Genomic DNA, 17,357 nt, shown 5'->3' on the forward strand with positions numbered 1-17,357 from the left:
CCGTCACTCATCCTAATTTATGAAACATGTTGTCGCGATCGCGTCTTTTCTGCTGGCTGCTGTTCAGGCTCCTGCTCTGGCGCAAATTACCAGTGCCCCGGACGGCACCAATACGGGAGTAAACCAAGCGGGTAACACCTTTAATATTACGGGCGGCACTCAGGCAGGTTCCAACCTATTTCATAGCTTTCAGCAGTTTGGATTGAACTCTGGGCAGATTGCTAACTTTCTCTCGAATCCCGCGATCGCCAACATTCTTGGACGAGTGACAGGCGGCGATGCCTCGATCATTAACGGACGCATTCAAGTCACAGGCAGCAATGCCAATTTGTATTTGATGAACCCCGCAGGCATTGTGTTTGGTGCCAACGCAAGTTTGAATGTGCCCGGTTCTTTCACAGCAACCACCGCTAATGGCATTGGCATCGGCAACCAGTGGTTTAATGCCGTTGGCAATAACAACTATGCGGCGCTGATTGGTACACCCAACAGTTTCGCTTTTACCGGACTGCAACCCGGCGCGATTATCAACGCAGGCAATCTAGCAGTCGGAGCAGGACAAAGCTTGACTCTACTAGGCGGTACCGTGATCAACACCGGAACCCTCACTGCCCCCGGCGGCACAATTACTATTGCGGCGATCGCGGGAGAAAAACTCGTCCGTGTGACTCAAGACGGCAGCCTGTTGAGTCTAGATTTGCCTGTAGCTACGAAAGCCGATCTGAATCCCTCGACTGCCACACCTCTATCCTTGCCTGCTCTGCTCACAGGCAGCAATTTAAGCAACGCGACCGGAGTCTCGGTTGATGCAAAGGGTGTTGTTCGACTGACGAATTCCAACAAGGTAATTCCATCTGAAGCAGGAACCGCGATCGCGAGTAATCAACTGAACGCTGCGGGTGTAACAGGTGGCAAGGTGGCAGTACTGGGTCAAAAAGTTGGGTTAGTCGGTGCCGCGATCGATGCCTCTGGCACAAACGGCGGCGGAACAGTGCTGGTTGGTGGCGACTATCAAGGCAACGGCACAGTCCCCAACGCTCAACAAACTTACGTCAGCCCGGATTCTGTGATTCGAGTCGATGCAGTGCAAACCGGAAATGGTGGACGGGCGATCGTTTGGGCAGACGATACCACGCAATTCTACGGCAACATCAGCGCTCGTGGCGGCTCCCAATCCGGCAATGGTGGATTTGTCGAAGTGTCGGGCAAGCAAAACCTAACTTTTGATGGTGGGGTAAACGTGCAAGCTCCGGCGGGAGTCGCAGGACAGTTGTTACTTGATCCCACCAGCGTTGTGATTGGAACGAATGGAGCAAATAACAATCAGTTAGACGGCGATCGCCAAATTCTTGCGGGTGATCCGGGCGGCATATTCTTCATCTCAGCCGATCGCATTGTGCAGGCGTTGAGTACGGGCAATGTGGCGATCGCGGCGACAACCAACATTGATATCAATAGTGACATCAACGCCAGCGGTAATTTAACTCCCAGCAGCTTAACGTTCACGGCACCTCAAATCAGCCTCAATGCTTCCGTGACGACTGCGGGTGGAAACATCACCTTTGACGGCGCAGTTCAAGTCGGCAACTCACCGAATACTAGTGTCAGCACAAACGGCGGCACTGGAAATATCACCTTTACTAACGCGATCGATAGCGCAGGATTTACACCCTATCCGCTTACGCTAAACGCAGGTGGCAACATCTCTGTTCAAGGCAATATTGGTTCTGCTTTTAGCCTAGGAGCCATCACCATGACCGCAGGCGGTAATATTATTGCCCAAACTCCTACGGGCATACCAACTGATATTTCAACTCGCGGTTCTTTGATTCTAAACAATCCTGATCCGGCTCCTGTAAAACTAGTTGCAGGTGGAAACATTGTGGTTGGCAACATCAATAATGGTAATGGCGGTTCTGACTTTATCAGTTACGTTCGTTTGGAGTCTGGCGGAAATATTCAAGTCAATACGATTGATACAGGGGCTGGAGGCATCGATATCACCGCAGGTGGCTCTTTCCGAGCGGTTGGTTCTTTCCTCTCTTCTCTTTTTGTTGGTGATGGCGGTATTATCAACAACCCGGCTTTGATCGATTATCTGGTAGCTCAAGGATTTAAACGCACCGAGCTGCTAAACGCTGAACCACGGTATGTCGATTATGACAATCAGTCTTTCCCTGGAGTTCGTATTCCTAGTTCTTCTGAGCTACCTTTAAGTCTAATTTCTAGACCCTCAAACGTTCCCGCAGGGCAGCTTAAGTCCCCGATAGTCATCCGCTATGGCGATCAAAAAGAGACGATTATTGATTACACCTACAAAATTAAAGGGGTAGATAGCCGTTTCACGATTTTAGGCGATAGTCAACAGCCGTTTCGTATGGGTTCTGTGTTTGATGGAAATCTTCAGTTTGTCCCTGCATCACCAGCCGATCAATTAGCAGATTACAATCCAGCCATCAATAATTTCGCTTTTGCATTCAACACGAGTCGGGCGCTAGTTTACGGCACCAGTGAATTTCCTGTCAACGCAAGTGGACTAGCCGCAGGGGTCGCTATAGGACAGGGTACAAATGCCGCTTTTTACGGGGCTTTTCAAAACCGTGCCTTTGATCCAGTACTCAAACCAGTTAATCCGGTAATCAATAATCCTGCAATTACCAACGCCAACAGCGAAACTGCCACTGCCACAGGACTGCAAACAACAGCGTTACAAACCGGGAACGCGGGGCAAGTGATTCAGCGGGGAGGGAAGGATCAAGCTCAGAATGCCTGCAATATATCCACGACGATCGCATCTTCCACCACACCCGAAACGCGATCGCCGGACAACACTCGCAATCCTTGTACAAACACCAAAGATGAAGCTCAAATTTTGCAAATTTTGGGTGATGATGCAGGCGATGGCAAAGGAGTGAAATAGAGAAGTTGAGATCGATTGCGGTTGAGTAAAGTTGCGATCGCAAAATGCTATCGTTAAACCAAAGTTTTGGTGAGGGATGCGGCATGAATTTGATCAGCCAGCCACTCGACTTTGAAATTGAATATCCCGAAGCCGATGGCAAACCCATGTCCGAGAGCGATCAAACCCGTGACTACTTAATTTACGGCGTAAAAGCGCTGCGCCATTACTTTAGAAATCGGTCTGATGTGTATGTATCAGGCAACCTGTTCATCTATTATCGGCAGGGAGTCCGAGATGCAGTAGTCTCGCCGGATGTGTTTGTAATTTTTGGCGTGGAAAACAAACAGCGCCGCAGTTACAAAGCCTGGGAAGAGGGCGGAAAGCTACCTGATTTTGTCCTGGAAATTACTTCCAAAACGACCCAATATCAAGACGAAGAAGAAAAGCGGCACAAGTATCGCACCTTGGGCGTAATGGAATATTTCCAGTATGACCCGACGGGGGATTATCTTCAGCCGCAATTGAAAGGATTGCAGTTGGTGGAGGGCGAGTATCAGGCGATCGCCCCTACTTTTGCCACAAACGATCGCCCAATTTTCTATAGCAACGTGTTAGGACTGGAATTGCATCTGCTAGGGGGCGAACTACGCTTTTTTGATCCGCAAACGGGCGAGAAGCTACTGGATTTTGACGAAACGGAACAAGCTAGACAAGCAGCAGAACAAGCTAGACAAGCGGCGGAGCAGGCTAGACAAGATGCCATTCCTCGGCTATTGGAAATGGGATTGAGTGCGGAACAGGTGGCGCTGGCGTTGGGGTTATCTACAGAAGGGGTGACAGAGAACAGAGAATAAGGAAGGAAAAATGGCTAGGATGAAGCGAAATAAAACTGCGATCGCGCAGTTATTGTTGACGGCGGTATTGCTTGAGTTCGGTCAGGCTCCTGCTCTGGCGCAAATTACCAGTGCCCCGGACGGCACCAATACCGGAGTAAACCAAGCGGGTAACACCTTCAATATTGCAGGCGGCACTCAGGCAGGCTCGAACCTGTTTCATAGCTTTCAGCAGTTTGGATTGAACGCTGGGCAGATTGCTAATTTTCTCTCGAATCCGGCAATACAGAACATTCTTGGACGAGTGACAGGCGGCGATGCCTCCATCATTAACGGACAAATTCAAGTCTCAGGCAGCAGCGCCAATTTGTATTTGATGAATCCCGCAGGCATTGTGTTTGGTGCCAACGCGAGTTTGAATGTGCCGGGTTCCTTCACTGCCACCACCGCTAATGGCATTGGCATTGGCAACAACTGGTTTAACGCCATTGGCAATAACAACTATGCGGCGCTGATTGGCACACCCAATAGTTTCGCCTTTACCGGACTGCAACCCGGAGCCATTATCAACGCGGGTAACTTGGCAGTCGGAACAGGGCAAAGTCTGACGTTACTGGGTGGCACCGTGATCAACACCGGAACCCTGACAGCACCGGGTGGAACGATTACCCTGGCAGCAGTTCCTGGCGATCGCTATGTCCGTGTGGGTCAGTCGGGGAGCATTTTGAGCTATGACTTGCCTTTAGCTGTACGGGATACGGTTAATCCATTGACGGCTCCACCCTTATCTTTGCCCCAATTGCTAACGGGCGGGGCGCTGACGACTGCCACTGGTTTAACGGTTGCAAATGGAAAAGTAACACTGACCGGATCGGGCATTCCGGTTAGCACGGGCGATGTGGTTGTCAAAAATATGACGGCTGGAACGGCAACTCTTTCAGCCGCTAAAAATCTAACTTTAGTAGAAAGCCAACTTCGTACCACGGGCGATCTAAATTTGCTGGCAAAGAATACCGTTACCGTGCGCGATAGTGTTGCCACTCCCGTGACAATTCAATCTGGCAAAAACTTAACCATTCAGGGCAACCAGAGCATTGATATTTTGGCATTGAGGCATCCTACCGCAGCCTTTCAAAGTATTGAAAATTTAAGCCTGATTAGTGACGGCATTATTTCTGGCGATGCCCATTACTCCAGCGGCGGCTTTTCGATTCGGAAATTAGATGGCACCCCCGGCAGGTTTATCAGTCTGTACGATCCGATTATTAGTGCCAACGGAAATGTGACGTTTGGGGATTACACAGGGGTTTCCTTAAAAGTGGAAGCGACGGGCAACATCACGACGGGGAATATCAACATTACGGGAAGGGATCTGGCATTTGCGGCTGCACCAGTGGGAAGCGATCGCAGAATTTTAGGCGACTATGCCGCCGTAATTTTACGGGCAGGCGTACCCGTGCTTACAGAAACAGCCTTTGCCACGAATCCAACCCCAAATTCACCGTTTCTAGTCAATACCAACGGCACCGCTTTTACGGGCAGCGCTCCATCAGCTTCCATTGGTCGAGTCACTGTTGGTAATCCTGTAAATCCAGCGTTACAGAGCATTCAGGCTGAATACATTGATATTTCTGCTCCCAATGGAATTAGGATCAATACACCCATTCGCGGCAACTATGTCAAGCTGACAGCGACTGTAGGGGATGTGGTGGTTCATTCAATCGACTCAAGTGTCCTTTTTGGTACTCTTTCTGGAGACATTGATATTACAGCCGGAGCACTGTTTAAGGCGACGGGAACATTGGATAGCTTAGGGGCTTTTAATTTAGGGTACTCAACCGGGCTAAAGAACTACGTTCTGGTTGACCCCAATTTAGTTCCCTTTCTAGTGGGTAAAACGGGAGATACCACTGCCAATGTGAAGACTGCGATTCAGAACAGCAATCCTGCCAATATCAATCAACAAATGGGTGTGAATACTCCAGTTAGTATTAGATCATACATTGGCACAATTACTATTCGTTATGGCGGTGGCGGCACATCAACTCCTTTATCGACGGGCGTGACGGTGGAAGGCAACAATACGCCATTTGTGATTGGTCCCAATGTGGCGGCGGGTGTGGGGGATGCTTATTTACCAGACAATCCGGCAGATAACTTTGCTACATTTGTCGCCAATCCCTTTCGCTTGGTTAAAAATGAAACCTACTCGCTGGCAACCATTCCAACGGGTGAAAGTGGCACAGTGGGAGCAATTGCTCGAACCACTGTAATCGACGGTAGTTTGACGGTTTCAGTTCAAAATCGAGTCCTTGGTATTCGTCCAATCACGGCAGTTCCTGAGGTGGTAGAAACTCAAAATCAAGCACAAGTAACTGCTCAAGCTGAAGCTCCTAGGACACCAGTGAGTTCAACGGTGCAGCAGACTGTTCAAAGAACATTCATTAGTCAAGATCAAAATTCTGCTTGTAATATTCCAAACGCCACGATCGCATCTTCCACCACATCCGAAGCGCGATCTCCGAGTACACCCAGCAATCCCTGTAAATCAGTGAACGACGACGCTCAGATTTTGAAACTTCTGGGCGAGGATGCCAAGCCGAATCAAAGCCGTTACTTCATCTATCCTTCGGTTGAGTTGGCAGTGCTGCAATTAATTGAGCCGCGATCGCGATGAATTATTTTCAAGTGGGTATAGGGGCAATCGCGACTGTTCTACTGACCATCAGTCCAACAATCATCTACGCTGAGATTCCTCAATCCTCTAATCAGGCGGATAAAGAGATTGCTGCGGATCAGCTTTTGCAAGCAGGCGATCGCCAGTATCAAGCAGGGCAAATAGAGACTGCGATCGCCACTTGGAAGCAAGCTCAGGTTGCCTATCGACAAAACAAAAATCAACGGGGAGAAGCCGCAGCCCTTACCAATTTAGGGATGGCGTATGTCACAGGAGAACGCTATCGGGATGCCATAGAGGTGTTGGAAGCTGTGTTGCCGATCGCGCGATCGCTCAAGGATCAACCCGGTGAGGCAAGGGCACTAGGCAACTTGGGAATTGCTTACAAAATGCTGGGCAATTACGGTCAGGCAATTCAGACTCATCGGCAAGCGGGAAAGCTGATGCGGCAATTGGGCGATCGCCCTGGCTTGGGTCAGGTGTTGCTGAATTTGGGGAACGCCTTTGAAGCGGTGGGTGACTATGACAGCGCCGCGATCGCTCATCAACAAAGCCTCAAGCTGGCAGAGGAATCGCGAGATCGCACTGGAACCGCTATCGCTTTGGGTAACTTGGGGGCAGTTTACGCCAACCAGGGTAAGGACAAAGCGGCGATCGCCACCTTTCAGAAAAGCTTGGAGATTCACCGCGCTATCAAAAATTTCGCAGGAGAAGCCAGCACCCTAATTAACCTGGGTTCCATCTCCCACAGCTTAGGGAAACGAGATGATGCCATTCGCTATTATCAGCAAAGCTTAGCGATCGCCCAGCAACTCAACAATCGTCATTTATCTGGAGAAGCACTCGGCAGTTTGGGACTTGCCTATGATGACTTAAAGGACTTTCCTAAAGCGATCGCCTATCATCGCCAAAGTCTAGAAATTGGGCGATCGCTCAACGATCCAGAAGCCACAGGCATCGCCTTAAATAACCTGGCGCACTCTCTTTTTGGCGCAGGCAACCTAACAGAAGCCGAATCCACCTTACGATCAGCCGTAACTCAACTTGATGCCCTTCGCCCCGAACTCAGCGACCTCTATCGCATTTCCATTTTTGATACTCAAGTGCATACCTATAGCCTCTTGCAGCAAGTCCTAGTTGCCGCAAAAAAATATGAAGCTGCCCTAGAAGTTGCTGAACAAGGACGAGCACGGGCGTTTGTGGAACTGTTGGCGAGGAGACAGGGGGCGGGTAATCAGGGGGCAGGGGTCAGGGGTCAGAGGTCAGAAGAAACTCAAAACTCATCGCTTAAAACTCTCACCCCTCGCCCATTACCTCTTGCCTCTCCTTTCACCATCGCCCAGATCAAAGCCGTTGCTCGTCAGCAAAAAGCGACGCTGGTAGAATACGCGATCGTGCCGGATGACGACTTCAAGTTTCGGGGCAAACAGCGCGCACGAGAATCAGAGTTGTTGGTTTGGGTGGTGCAACCGTCTGGGCAAGTGGCGTTTCGTCGGGTTGATTTGAAACCCCTTTGGCAACAAGACCTCAGCTTGACTAAACTCGTGAGCGCCAGTCGTCAATGTCTTTATCCCGCTGCAAATTGTAGTCAGTTACTAACGGCTACTCAAAAACCGCTTCCGCAAGCTGAGATGGCGGAGGTCAAGGCTCCTCGGCGATCGCGCAATCCAGCCATGCAGCGGCTCCATCAACTACTCATTCAGCCGATTGCCGATCTGCTGCCCAAAGAAACCGATGCCCGAATTGTCTTTATTCCTCAAGAATCTCTGTTTTTGGTGCCCTTTCCCGCACTGCAAACCGCCGATGGCACTTACCTGATTGAGCAACATACCTTACTCACGGCTCCTGCCATTCAGATTCTTGATCTGACCCACAAACAGCGGTTAGCCCAGCAAAAAGGTCAAACTATTTCGCGATCGCTGATTGTGGGCAATCCAGCAATGCCGATGGTGGGCACCGAAGCCCTGTCGCCTCTGCCATCCTCAGGAGAGGAAGCCCAACAAATTGCAGAGTTGCTAAAAACGAAGGCGCTGATTGGTACCCAAGCGACTGAACGTCGGGTTGTGCAGGAACTTCCCCAAGCAAAACGGGTGCATCTGGCGACTCATGGATTACTGGAGTATGGTCAAGATCTAGGAGATGTGGGCATTCCTGGGGCGATCGCCTTAGCGCCTTCCCCAGAAAAACGCGCGATCGCCTCTGACCCCAACAACGATGGTTTGCTGACCTCCAACGAGATTTTGGATTTGCGCCTCAAAGCAGATTTAGTCGTGCTGAGTGCTTGCGATACTGGGCGCGGCAGAATCACGGGTGATGGCGTAGTCGGTCTATCGCGTGCGTTTATTTCTGCTGGCGTTCCGAGTGTGGTAGTGAGTCTGTGGGCAGTTGCCGATGCATCTACAGCAAATTTGATGGTGTCGTTTTACCAGGCTTTGCAGCAACAGCCCGATAAAGCGAAAGCGCTGCGGCAGGCAATGCTAGAAACGATGAAAACTTATCCCCGACCCCTCGATTGGGCAGCGTTTACGTTAATTGGAGAGGCAGATTGACATACTCACCGGGCTAAAGCCACCCAGAACTACCCTGCACATTGGATCTGCACATTTGAAGGGTATTCAACCGTACCCGATGAAACAGTGTTGCTCCAGGAAAAGATTCTGCGGGAGCCTGAGGGCAACCTCGCCCACGGTTTTCTCATGGTTAACCCCTGCCAATTGATTATCGATACTCTTTGATTTTGACTTGCAAGCAATTCACTCAGTCCATTCGCTGCGGTAGGCTGAATGCTGTGCCCCTTCTTGATAACTGAATGATTGCTTCACGATGGATAATTTTATCGCTGGTGTTTGCCTTGCTGCTGGCGCTCGGCATGATACTGCTGTATTTGGGCAAGCTGCGATCGGCCGCCGCTGCCGCTCCTCGGCTTTTAGTCAACCCGTCCAATAGCCTGCCCTATCCGTCTGGCAAGATCTCGGTGATTATCCCCGCCTACAACGAAGCAGACAATATCGCCGCCTGCATCACGGCAGTTCTAGAAAGCTCTGATTGGTCGGCTGATTGGTTAGAGGTGTGGGTCCTGGATGATCAATCGACGGATAATACGCTGGCGATCGCCCAAAATTTACAGGTGACCCTTGCCGATCCTCGCTTCCAGGTGATTGCTGGAAAACCCCGTCCCGTGGGTGAAACCTGGGTGGGTAAAAACTGGGCTTGTGTGCAGGCAGTTCAGCAGGCAAAGGGGGAGTTTTTGCTGTTTTTAGATGCGGATGTGCGGCTGAAACCGGGTGCAATTTCGGCGGCGCTAGAGTTTGTTCAGCGATCGCAGATCGATTTATTCACCTGTTGGCCCACGCTGATTTGTGGTTGTTTAGCGGAATGGTTGGCGCAACCATTGATTGCAGGGATCTTAGCAGCAGGGCTGGACTTTGCTGAAATCAACAACCCTCAGTCCGAAACCGTTTTTGCGGTGGGACCTTTTATGCTGTTCCGGCGGACGGCTTATGAGCAAATCGGTGGGCATCAAGCCGTTGGCAGTCAGGTCGTGGAAGATGTGGAGCTAGCGCGGTTAATTAAACAACACAGTCTGAAATTACACTGCGGTCTGGGTCATGATCTGGGCACGCTGCGGATGTATCCTACCGGTGCGGCGCTGTGGGAAGGCTGGACCAAAAATTGGTATCTCGGCTCCCAGCGAAAGTTGGGGTTGACCTTGCAAACGGCACTCTTGATATTTTGGATTTGTACGTTTCCCTGGCTCGCAGCGATCGGTCTCTTACTCAAGGGGGCGCTAGTCGGATTCACGACACTAGATGGAATCGCGATCGCCCTTGCCTTTGCTGCTATCTTGTTGCAACACCCTATTAGAGTCGCGATCGCCCAGATCTCTGCCATTCCTCCCCGCTATTGGTGGCTCACTGGCATAGGTGGGGCTTTCGTCACAGCCATCATTCTCGGCTCCATCATTAAAACCGAAACAGGCTGGGGCTGGACTTGGCGCGGCAGACCACTCAAAAGCGCATGACGAATGACGAATTACAACCTCATCACTTCTCATTCCATTCGCCACTCGTCATTTCCCTACTAGCCACTCGTCATTCACCACTCCCTTACCTGCTTTCGCCTATGAAACTCGATGCTGTCGTTCTTGTTCTAATTAATATCCTGATTATCATTGGGCTTTCCCGATTGGTTGGCCTGGCTTTTCGCCGGATTAAGCAACCCTTAGTCATTGGCGAGATTGTTGCGGGAATTATGCTGGGTCCATCGCTGTTTGGGCTACTGGCTCCCGATGCGGCAGCATTTCTGTTTCCCCCTGAAGTGATCCCCTATTTAGGAGTCCTTTCTCAAATCGGGCTAATCTTTTTTATGTTTTTGATTGGCTTGGAACTTGATCCGAAATATTTGAAGAGCCAGATTGATGTGGCGGTGCTGATCTCGCATATGAGCATTTTGGTGCCGTTTTCCCTGGGAACCCTGCTGGCGCTACTGCTGTATCCGCTGGTTTCCAATAACAGTGTGTCGTTTACGGCATTTGCGCTGTTTTTAGGGGCAGCCATGTCGATTACGGCGTTTCCAGTGTTAGCCCGAATTATTACTGAAAATAATCTCCAGTCAACCCCTTTGGGGACGCTGGCGCTGACCTGTGCCGCCGTGGATGATGTGACGGCGTGGTGTTTGTTAGCACTGGCGATCGCGGTTACCCGCACCAACAGCATGATAGGAGCGTTACCCACGATTTTGGCTGCCGCACTTTTTATCACGCTGATGCTGACCGTCATGCGCGTATTTTTGCAGCGACTAGCTCGTTACTTCGATCGCACTGGGCACCTGAGCCAGTTCACTCTAGCCGGCATTTATATGGGCGTGATTGCCTCAGCGTTGATTACCGAATTGATTGGCATTCATCTCATTTTTGGAGCCTTTTTGCTGGGTGCCATCATGCCCAAACATCCCGGATTGACCCGTGAACTCGCGCAAAAAACCGAAGATTTTGTTTTAACGCTGCTGCTGCCTATTTTCTTTGCCTATAGCGGCTTGCGAACTCAGATTGGCTTGCTGAATAGCCCCGTACTGTGGGGGTTGTGTGCCTTAGTGATTGCTGTTGCCGTGACTGGAAAATATGTGGGCACCAACGTTGCCGCTCGATTTTGCGGCATTGAGAAGCGAGATGCAGCGGCACTGGGTTGGATGATGAATACCCGTGGGCTAACCGAATTGATCGTCCTTAATATCGGGCTGAGCTTGAATGTGATCTCGCCGTTGTTGTTTACCATGCTGGTGATGATGGCGCTGGTAACCACGTTTATGACCTCGCCGCTGTTGGAGTGGATTTATCCGAAGCAGCAAATTCGGGAAACGATCGCGGAGCCTGTGACCGAAGCGGTTGACCCCAGCTACCGAATTTTGGTGCCTATCGCTAATCCTAGTACGCAACAAGGATTGATTCAACTGGCAGCGGCGATCGCGGCTAGTAATCAACCACCCTCTGCCGATTCACCTCATTCTGTGGCAGTCTATCCCCTTAGCCTGATTCAGCTAGAAGAAGACTATGCCTACCAAAGCACCCCTGCCTCTATTGAGCGCCTGATCAGCGATCGCCACAGTCAAGTGCTTGATTTAATTGAAACTTTAGAACCCCCTTACATTCGCTCGTTGATCTATCCAGTGGTGCGTGCAACCAGAGATATTGGACAGGAAACTGCGGACATTGCCGAGCGCGATCGCATTGATCTCGTGTTGATGGGCTGGCATCGTCCAGCGTTTAGCAAAAACCGTTTGGGCGGCAGAGTGGGGCAAATCCTTAGCAATGCACGGGCAGACGTTGCCGTATTCGTCGATCGCCAGCACGGCAAATTAGAGAAACTGCTGGTGCCCTATGTGCCCAATATTCACAACGATTTAGGATTGGAAATTGCCCTAAGATTAGTGCTAAATAGCCCAGATTGCTCTCTCACCATTTTGCGAGTTGCTCAAGACCATCAAACCAGCGACCTCACCTACGAGCTAAAAACTTTAATGAATCAACTCCCTAATGACCTCCTCCAGCGGATTCACATTCCCCAAGTGGAATCGGAAAACCCGATCGCCGCTGTTGTGCAAGCATCTGGCAATGCTGATCTCACCATTGCCGGAGCCAGTCGCGAATGGGGTCTTGAGCGCCAAACCTTAGGGTTTTATGCCGACCAATTAGCCGTGCAGTGTTATTCTTCACTACTAATTACTCGGCGCTACAGTCGCGTTACCTCTCATCTAGCATCGGTTTTGCCAGATCGCAGTGACATGAGCGCTCAAAAACCGGAGGTCGGCGCATGAAGGGGCATTTCAGTCCAAAATCGCTTGTTTTTTATGGGTGCGCGATCGGCAGCGTCACGCTTTTATTCAGCCTTGCCACTGCCTATGGCGAATCGAATCTTAAGGCTCCTGATCGCATGGATGGTCGGTATCCCCTGTCAACCGCATCATTGCCAGACTGCGTGCAGGCGGAATCTCTCATGCTAACTATTCAGCAATCGGGCGTTTTCTTAACGGGTTCTCTGTTGCCAAACACCGCCTCCGAAGAAAATATCCAAATGGCGCACGATCGCCCGTCCCTGACTGGCAACTGGCGCAACCAACAGCTTACCTTGAGCGGATCCATCAAATATCTCCCCAACTGCCAAGGCACCGTTTCTATTCAAGGAAAAATCGATCAACCGAGGCTTCAGGGCACCCTTCGGCTGAGTTCTGATGCTCGTGAAATCCCGTTTTCTGCGAAGCGAGAAGCTCCCCCTGCCAAGACGCAAGCACATTAACGATAGGCTACTTCGGACTGCCAAACGCGATCGCAAGCTGATACAACACAGGTGCTACTACTAAGGCGGGTAGGAATGCGGCAATCTGAATTTTAGCAATGTCTAACAGGTTGAAGCCAATGCCCAGAATCATCAAGCCGCCTACGCCAGTGGTCAATAAAATTGGCGGTGCAGTGGTTGGATCGGGGATGATTTGGGCAAGAGTGCCTGCTAATAAAGACAAGCTTCCTTGATAAAACAAAATCATCCAAGCAGAGAAGCCAACGCCAATGCCAAAACTGCTGGTGAAGGCGATCGCGGCGAAGCCGTCCATGGTGCTTTTGAGCAGCAAAATCCGATTGTCGCCCGTCAATCCATTACTCAAACTGCCCAAGATTGCCATGGGCCCCACGCAAAACAGGAGACTAGCTGCGACAAAGCCTTCGGTAAAGGTGCTGTTACCGCCGAACTGATGCTTGAGGCGATCGCCCAATGCCGTCAACCGCGCTTCAATCTGCGCCCATTCTCCCAGCAAGCCGCCCACCACCAGCGCAATTAATCCTAAAACAATGCCATCTAATACACCCGCTTGCACTTTGGTTAAATTCCCTGCCATTGTGAAGCCCAAAAAAGCAGTCAGTAACCCTACCCCTTGAGTAATCACGGTGATCATCCTGAATGGCAAGCGACCCCGGAGCAACAAACCTGCTGCCGTTCCCAGGGCGATCGCTAGGACGTTGATCCAAGTGCCGCTCGTTTTTGCCCAAAAATCTAAAGTCACCCCATTCCGTTCCGCTACAATCCCTTCAAGTTATCCGATGCCTTCCAGTTTGGCATTTGTTTCAGGTAGCGTGCCTTTGGGGTCTGGCAACTTAGCGGCAGCCCCATCCATTACACTTCATCCCGCACCTCCTTAATCCTGGTTTTACGCTCCAAGATTTCTTTCAATACCAACGTCACCAGCGCCAACAACGCCAGCAATACAGCGGCAGAAAATGCGGCTTCAGTTTGATATTGCTTATAAGCATCTTCCACGAACAGCGGCAAGGTTTGGGTTTTGCCAATGATGTTGCCCGAAACCACGGATACTGCGCCAAACTCGCCCATTGCTCTGGCATTGGTGAGCAGCACGCCATACAACAAGCCCCAGCGAATATTGGGCAAGGTAATCCGCCAAAAAGTCTGCCAGCCATTTGCTCCCAAAGTTTTTGCAGCTTCTTCTTGCTCTGCACCCGCTTCTTCCAACACCGGAATCACTTCACGGGCAACAAACGGAATCGTGACAAATGCCGTTGCCAAAACCATTCCCGGCAGCGCAAAGATAACTTTTAGGTCATATTGCTCCAAAAATGGACTAAACCAGCCATTGCGACCATAGAGCAAAACAATCATCAGCCCTGCGACCACGGGAGACACTGAAAACGGCACATCTAAAATGCTGATGACAAAGGCGCGTCCTCGAAAATGCTTGCGGGCAATCAGCCATGCAGCACACAGCCCAAACACGGTATTAATGGGAACTACAATCAGCGCAATGATCACAGTGAGATACACGGCGGTTAAAAAATTTGCCTCGATTAGATTGGCAAAGAAAGGTGCCCAGCCTTTAGCGAATGCCTGCACGAACACGTTGATGGTTGGAATAAAGAGGATTAGCGTTAGGTAGGCGATCGCAATCCCAATCAAAACAGCTTTGATCCAAGGGCGATCGCGCGGTGCAGTGCTAGATTTAATCGAGCGATATGAATCAGGAGACGAGTCTAAATTAGATGTCATAGCGACGACCCCAAGCTTGCAATAAATTAATCAAAACCAGCAGAATCAGCGAAAGGGTTAACAACACTGCCCCAATAATGGTTGCTCCGGAGTAATCGTATTGTTCCAACCGTTGGAAGATTAAAACTGGAGCAATCAAATCTTGAAAGGGCGTATTGGAAGCAATGATCACCACCGAACCATATTCTCCAACAGCGCGAGCAAAGCCCAGCGCGACCCCGGTTAAAATGGCAGGCATCAGCGGCGGTAACACGACCCGCCAAAAAGTTTGAAACCGAGAAGCCCCTAGCGACCAAGCCGCTTCTTCAATCTCTTTTTCCAGTTCTGCCAACACAGGCTGAACAGTACGAACCACAAATGGCAGAGAGATCAGCAGCATGGCGATCGCAATGCCCGATCGCGTGAAAGCAATCTTAATTCCCAAGGGTGCGAGCAATGATCCAATCCAGCCGTTGTCGCTATATACCGTTGCCAAAGTCAACCCTGCAACCGATGTGGGCAACGCAAACGGTAAGTCTACAGCCGCATCAATCACCCGCTTCAACGGAAAGGTATATCGGGTTAGCACCCAGGCAATCAAGGTGCCAAAAATACCATTGACGAGCGCCGCCCCAAACGCAGTCACAAACGTAACTTCATAGGCAGATAAGGCAATTGGACTGGTTGCAACTTGCCAAAATTTTACGGGACCTTCACTGGCTGCTTTCAGAAAAAGCGCCGCAGTAGGCAGCGCCAGCATAAAGAACAAATAACTCGATGTGATGATCCAAAGCCAAGGAAGCCGCTTGAAGAAAACCCAAAAGCGCTGTCCCTGAGAAATATCTGACGTAGAAGACGCAGTCATGAATGGTTCAAACCAGAAGATTAAGAATAAACGTTATCTTAATCTACTCAAGTCTGATAGGAAAACCGTATTTAATAGCAATTAGAAGAATTAACCTGACATACGACTTTTCTCAACGCCTTGTGAAGGCTACTTCTCCCTTTGCTTTTTACTACGAGTGTATGAAATAGTAGGAGATGGCTTGCATCAGAAAACCTAAATGCCGATTTTAGCGTGGCGGGGTTACTAGTTGGCGTATTTGGCACTCATCGCTGGATGACAGAACTCCAACAGCGTTGGTCATAATTAGCAGACACACTCTTGAACTAGCTGCTTAAATAGCTCATCCGCTCGAATGGGATCAAAGAACTGGCTAGATAGCAGCCCTTGACTGGCGTTTGATGGATCTAGGCTAATTGCTTTTCGGAGATTTTCAACCGCTAAGTTGGCATTGTTGAGCAGTGCATAGTGAAATGCGTTGTTTTGATAGGCTTGGGGCTTTTCTGGTGCCAGTGCGATCGCCTTACTGATGGATGTCTCAAAGTCTTCATATCTTCCTAGTTGATCCAATGAAAAACCTCGATTGACCCAAGGATCGTAATAGTTGGAATCAAGTTGAATTGATTTTTCAAAACAATCTAGCGCCTCCTGATATAAACCCAGTTTGTTTAGAGTATTTCCTTTGCCGTTCCAAGCATTTACATCATTCGCGTGAATCTCAATCGCTTGGTTATAACTCTCTAAAGCCGCTTCATATTGCTTCAATTGCCTCAGCGCTTTGCCCTTGCCAATCCACGCTTCAAATTTTGATGGTTGAATCTGAATTGCTTTTGTATATAAATCAACTGCCTCGGAATATTCTTCTTCATGCAAAAAACTATCTCCTTGCAATACATAGTCATTTGCGGTTGATTGTTGAGGTTGCACCATCGGGAACGACTCCAGTTGTTTAGTGAATTCTTAAATTTACAGCTACATTTAATCCTGTCCGAGTTTTAGCCAGCTAAAAATTTGAACGGGCGTGATCAATAGAGTCAGATTGTCGAGAGTCGGTAAAGGCTGTTCATCGACATACAGGCGAGGAGTTTGATTGGGGGCAAAGGTCAGGATCGAGCGATCGCTGGCATCGATCAACCAGCCTAACTGAGTGCCATGATTCAGGCAATGCAAGATTTTGTCGATGACTGGGTTGGCGCTTTGGTTAGGCGACAGAATTTCAATCGTCCAATCGGGTGCCACAAAAACATCCTCCGTAATTTCACCCTCTGTATCAAATCCAATCGTCTGCCACTCCAGCACAACCAGATCTGGCACTAGGGAGCGATCGTCAAAAGTACAGCGTAATTCTGGAAAGGCAAATGCTATCTTTTGAGGTTCTGCAACCTGATTGATTGTCGCAGCGAGTTTCGCTTGAATAATGGAATGCTTGCTCTTTTGCATCGGTTTTTGAATGATTTTACCATTCACAAATTCGCTTGCAGGCTCGGTTTCGGGCAGGGCAAGAAACTCGTTGAGCGTCAGAGGTTTGGTGGGGGTTGCAACCATGTTGATGTCCCAAAATATCGTAAGTCTAACC

The 17,357-nt window shown here is 49.8% G+C and carries 12 protein-coding genes; 7 read left to right on the forward strand and 5 right to left on the reverse strand.

The window, feature by feature from the left end; genetic code table 11:
- The first annotated feature begins 19 nt into the window (after positions 1-19).
- The 7 genes from AC1S5B_RS14750 (at position 20) to AC1S5B_RS14780 (ending at position 13,203) form a co-directional block, all read left to right on the forward strand.
- The gene (locus AC1S5B_RS14750) at positions 20-2,920 is read left to right on the forward strand and encodes a two-partner secretion domain-containing protein (RefSeq protein WP_482036426.1); all 2,901 of its coding nucleotides are present in this window, start codon (positions 20-22) and stop codon (positions 2,918-2,920) included.
- An 83-nt stretch (positions 2,921-3,003) separates the two neighbouring features.
- A complete protein-coding gene (locus tag AC1S5B_RS14755) occupies positions 3,004-3,756 on the forward strand; it encodes a Uma2 family endonuclease (RefSeq protein WP_482036427.1) in 753 nt (250 codons plus the stop codon).
- Positions 3,757-3,766: 10 nt separating this feature from the next.
- The gene (locus AC1S5B_RS14760) at positions 3,767-6,412 is read left to right on the forward strand and encodes a two-partner secretion domain-containing protein (protein ID WP_482036428.1); all 2,646 of its coding nucleotides are present in this window, start codon (positions 3,767-3,769) and stop codon (positions 6,410-6,412) included.
- Positions 6,409-8,961, forward strand: a complete 2,553-nt coding sequence (locus AC1S5B_RS14765) for a CHAT domain-containing protein (protein WP_482036429.1) — start codon at positions 6,409-6,411, stop codon at positions 8,959-8,961. The genes AC1S5B_RS14760 and AC1S5B_RS14765 overlap by 4 nt, the downstream gene beginning before the upstream one ends.
- Positions 8,962-9,221: 260 nt before the next feature.
- Entirely contained in the window at positions 9,222-10,433 is a 1,212-nt protein-coding gene (locus tag AC1S5B_RS14770; RefSeq protein WP_482036430.1) for a glycosyltransferase family 2 protein, read from the forward strand.
- Between the two features lie 101 nt (positions 10,434-10,534).
- Positions 10,535-12,724, forward strand: coding sequence for a cation:proton antiporter (locus tag AC1S5B_RS14775; protein ID WP_482036431.1), 2,190 nt, complete (start codon positions 10,535-10,537; stop codon positions 12,722-12,724).
- Positions 12,721-13,203 (forward strand): hypothetical protein, encoded by a 483-nt coding sequence (locus AC1S5B_RS14780; RefSeq protein WP_482036432.1) that lies wholly within the window; start codon positions 12,721-12,723, stop codon positions 13,201-13,203. The genes AC1S5B_RS14775 and AC1S5B_RS14780 overlap by 4 nt, the downstream gene beginning before the upstream one ends.
- A gap of 7 nt (positions 13,204-13,210) precedes the next feature.
- Here AC1S5B_RS14780 and AC1S5B_RS14785 read toward each other — a convergent pair whose 3' ends face one another.
- From AC1S5B_RS14785 to AC1S5B_RS14805, 5 genes are all read right to left on the reverse strand, one after another.
- Positions 13,211-13,963 carry a DUF554 domain-containing protein gene (locus tag AC1S5B_RS14785; RefSeq protein ID WP_482036433.1) on the reverse strand — a complete coding sequence of 251 codons (753 nt, stop codon included), beginning with the start codon at positions 13,961-13,963 and terminating at the stop codon, positions 13,211-13,213.
- Between the two features lie 110 nt (positions 13,964-14,073).
- Positions 14,074-14,958 (reverse strand): sulfate ABC transporter permease subunit CysW, encoded by an 885-nt coding sequence (cysW, locus tag AC1S5B_RS14790; RefSeq protein WP_482036434.1) that lies wholly within the window; start codon positions 14,956-14,958, stop codon positions 14,074-14,076.
- Positions 14,948-15,802: a sulfate ABC transporter permease subunit CysT gene (gene cysT, locus AC1S5B_RS14795; RefSeq protein WP_482036435.1), complete on the reverse strand. Its 855-nt coding sequence runs from the start codon at positions 15,800-15,802 to the stop codon at positions 14,948-14,950. Before cysT ends, cysW begins: the two co-directional genes overlap by 11 nt.
- A gap of 285 nt (positions 15,803-16,087) precedes the next feature.
- The gene (locus AC1S5B_RS14800; protein ID WP_482036436.1) at positions 16,088-16,711 is read right to left on the reverse strand and encodes a tetratricopeptide repeat protein; all 624 of its coding nucleotides are present in this window, start codon (positions 16,709-16,711) and stop codon (positions 16,088-16,090) included.
- A gap of 48 nt (positions 16,712-16,759) precedes the next feature.
- Positions 16,760-17,326, reverse strand: a complete 567-nt coding sequence (locus AC1S5B_RS14805; protein WP_482036437.1) for a Uma2 family endonuclease — start codon at positions 17,324-17,326, stop codon at positions 16,760-16,762.
- Between the last annotated feature and the right edge of the window lie 31 nt (positions 17,327-17,357).

This window comes from Leptolyngbya sp. CALU 1928, assembly GCF_056784215.1.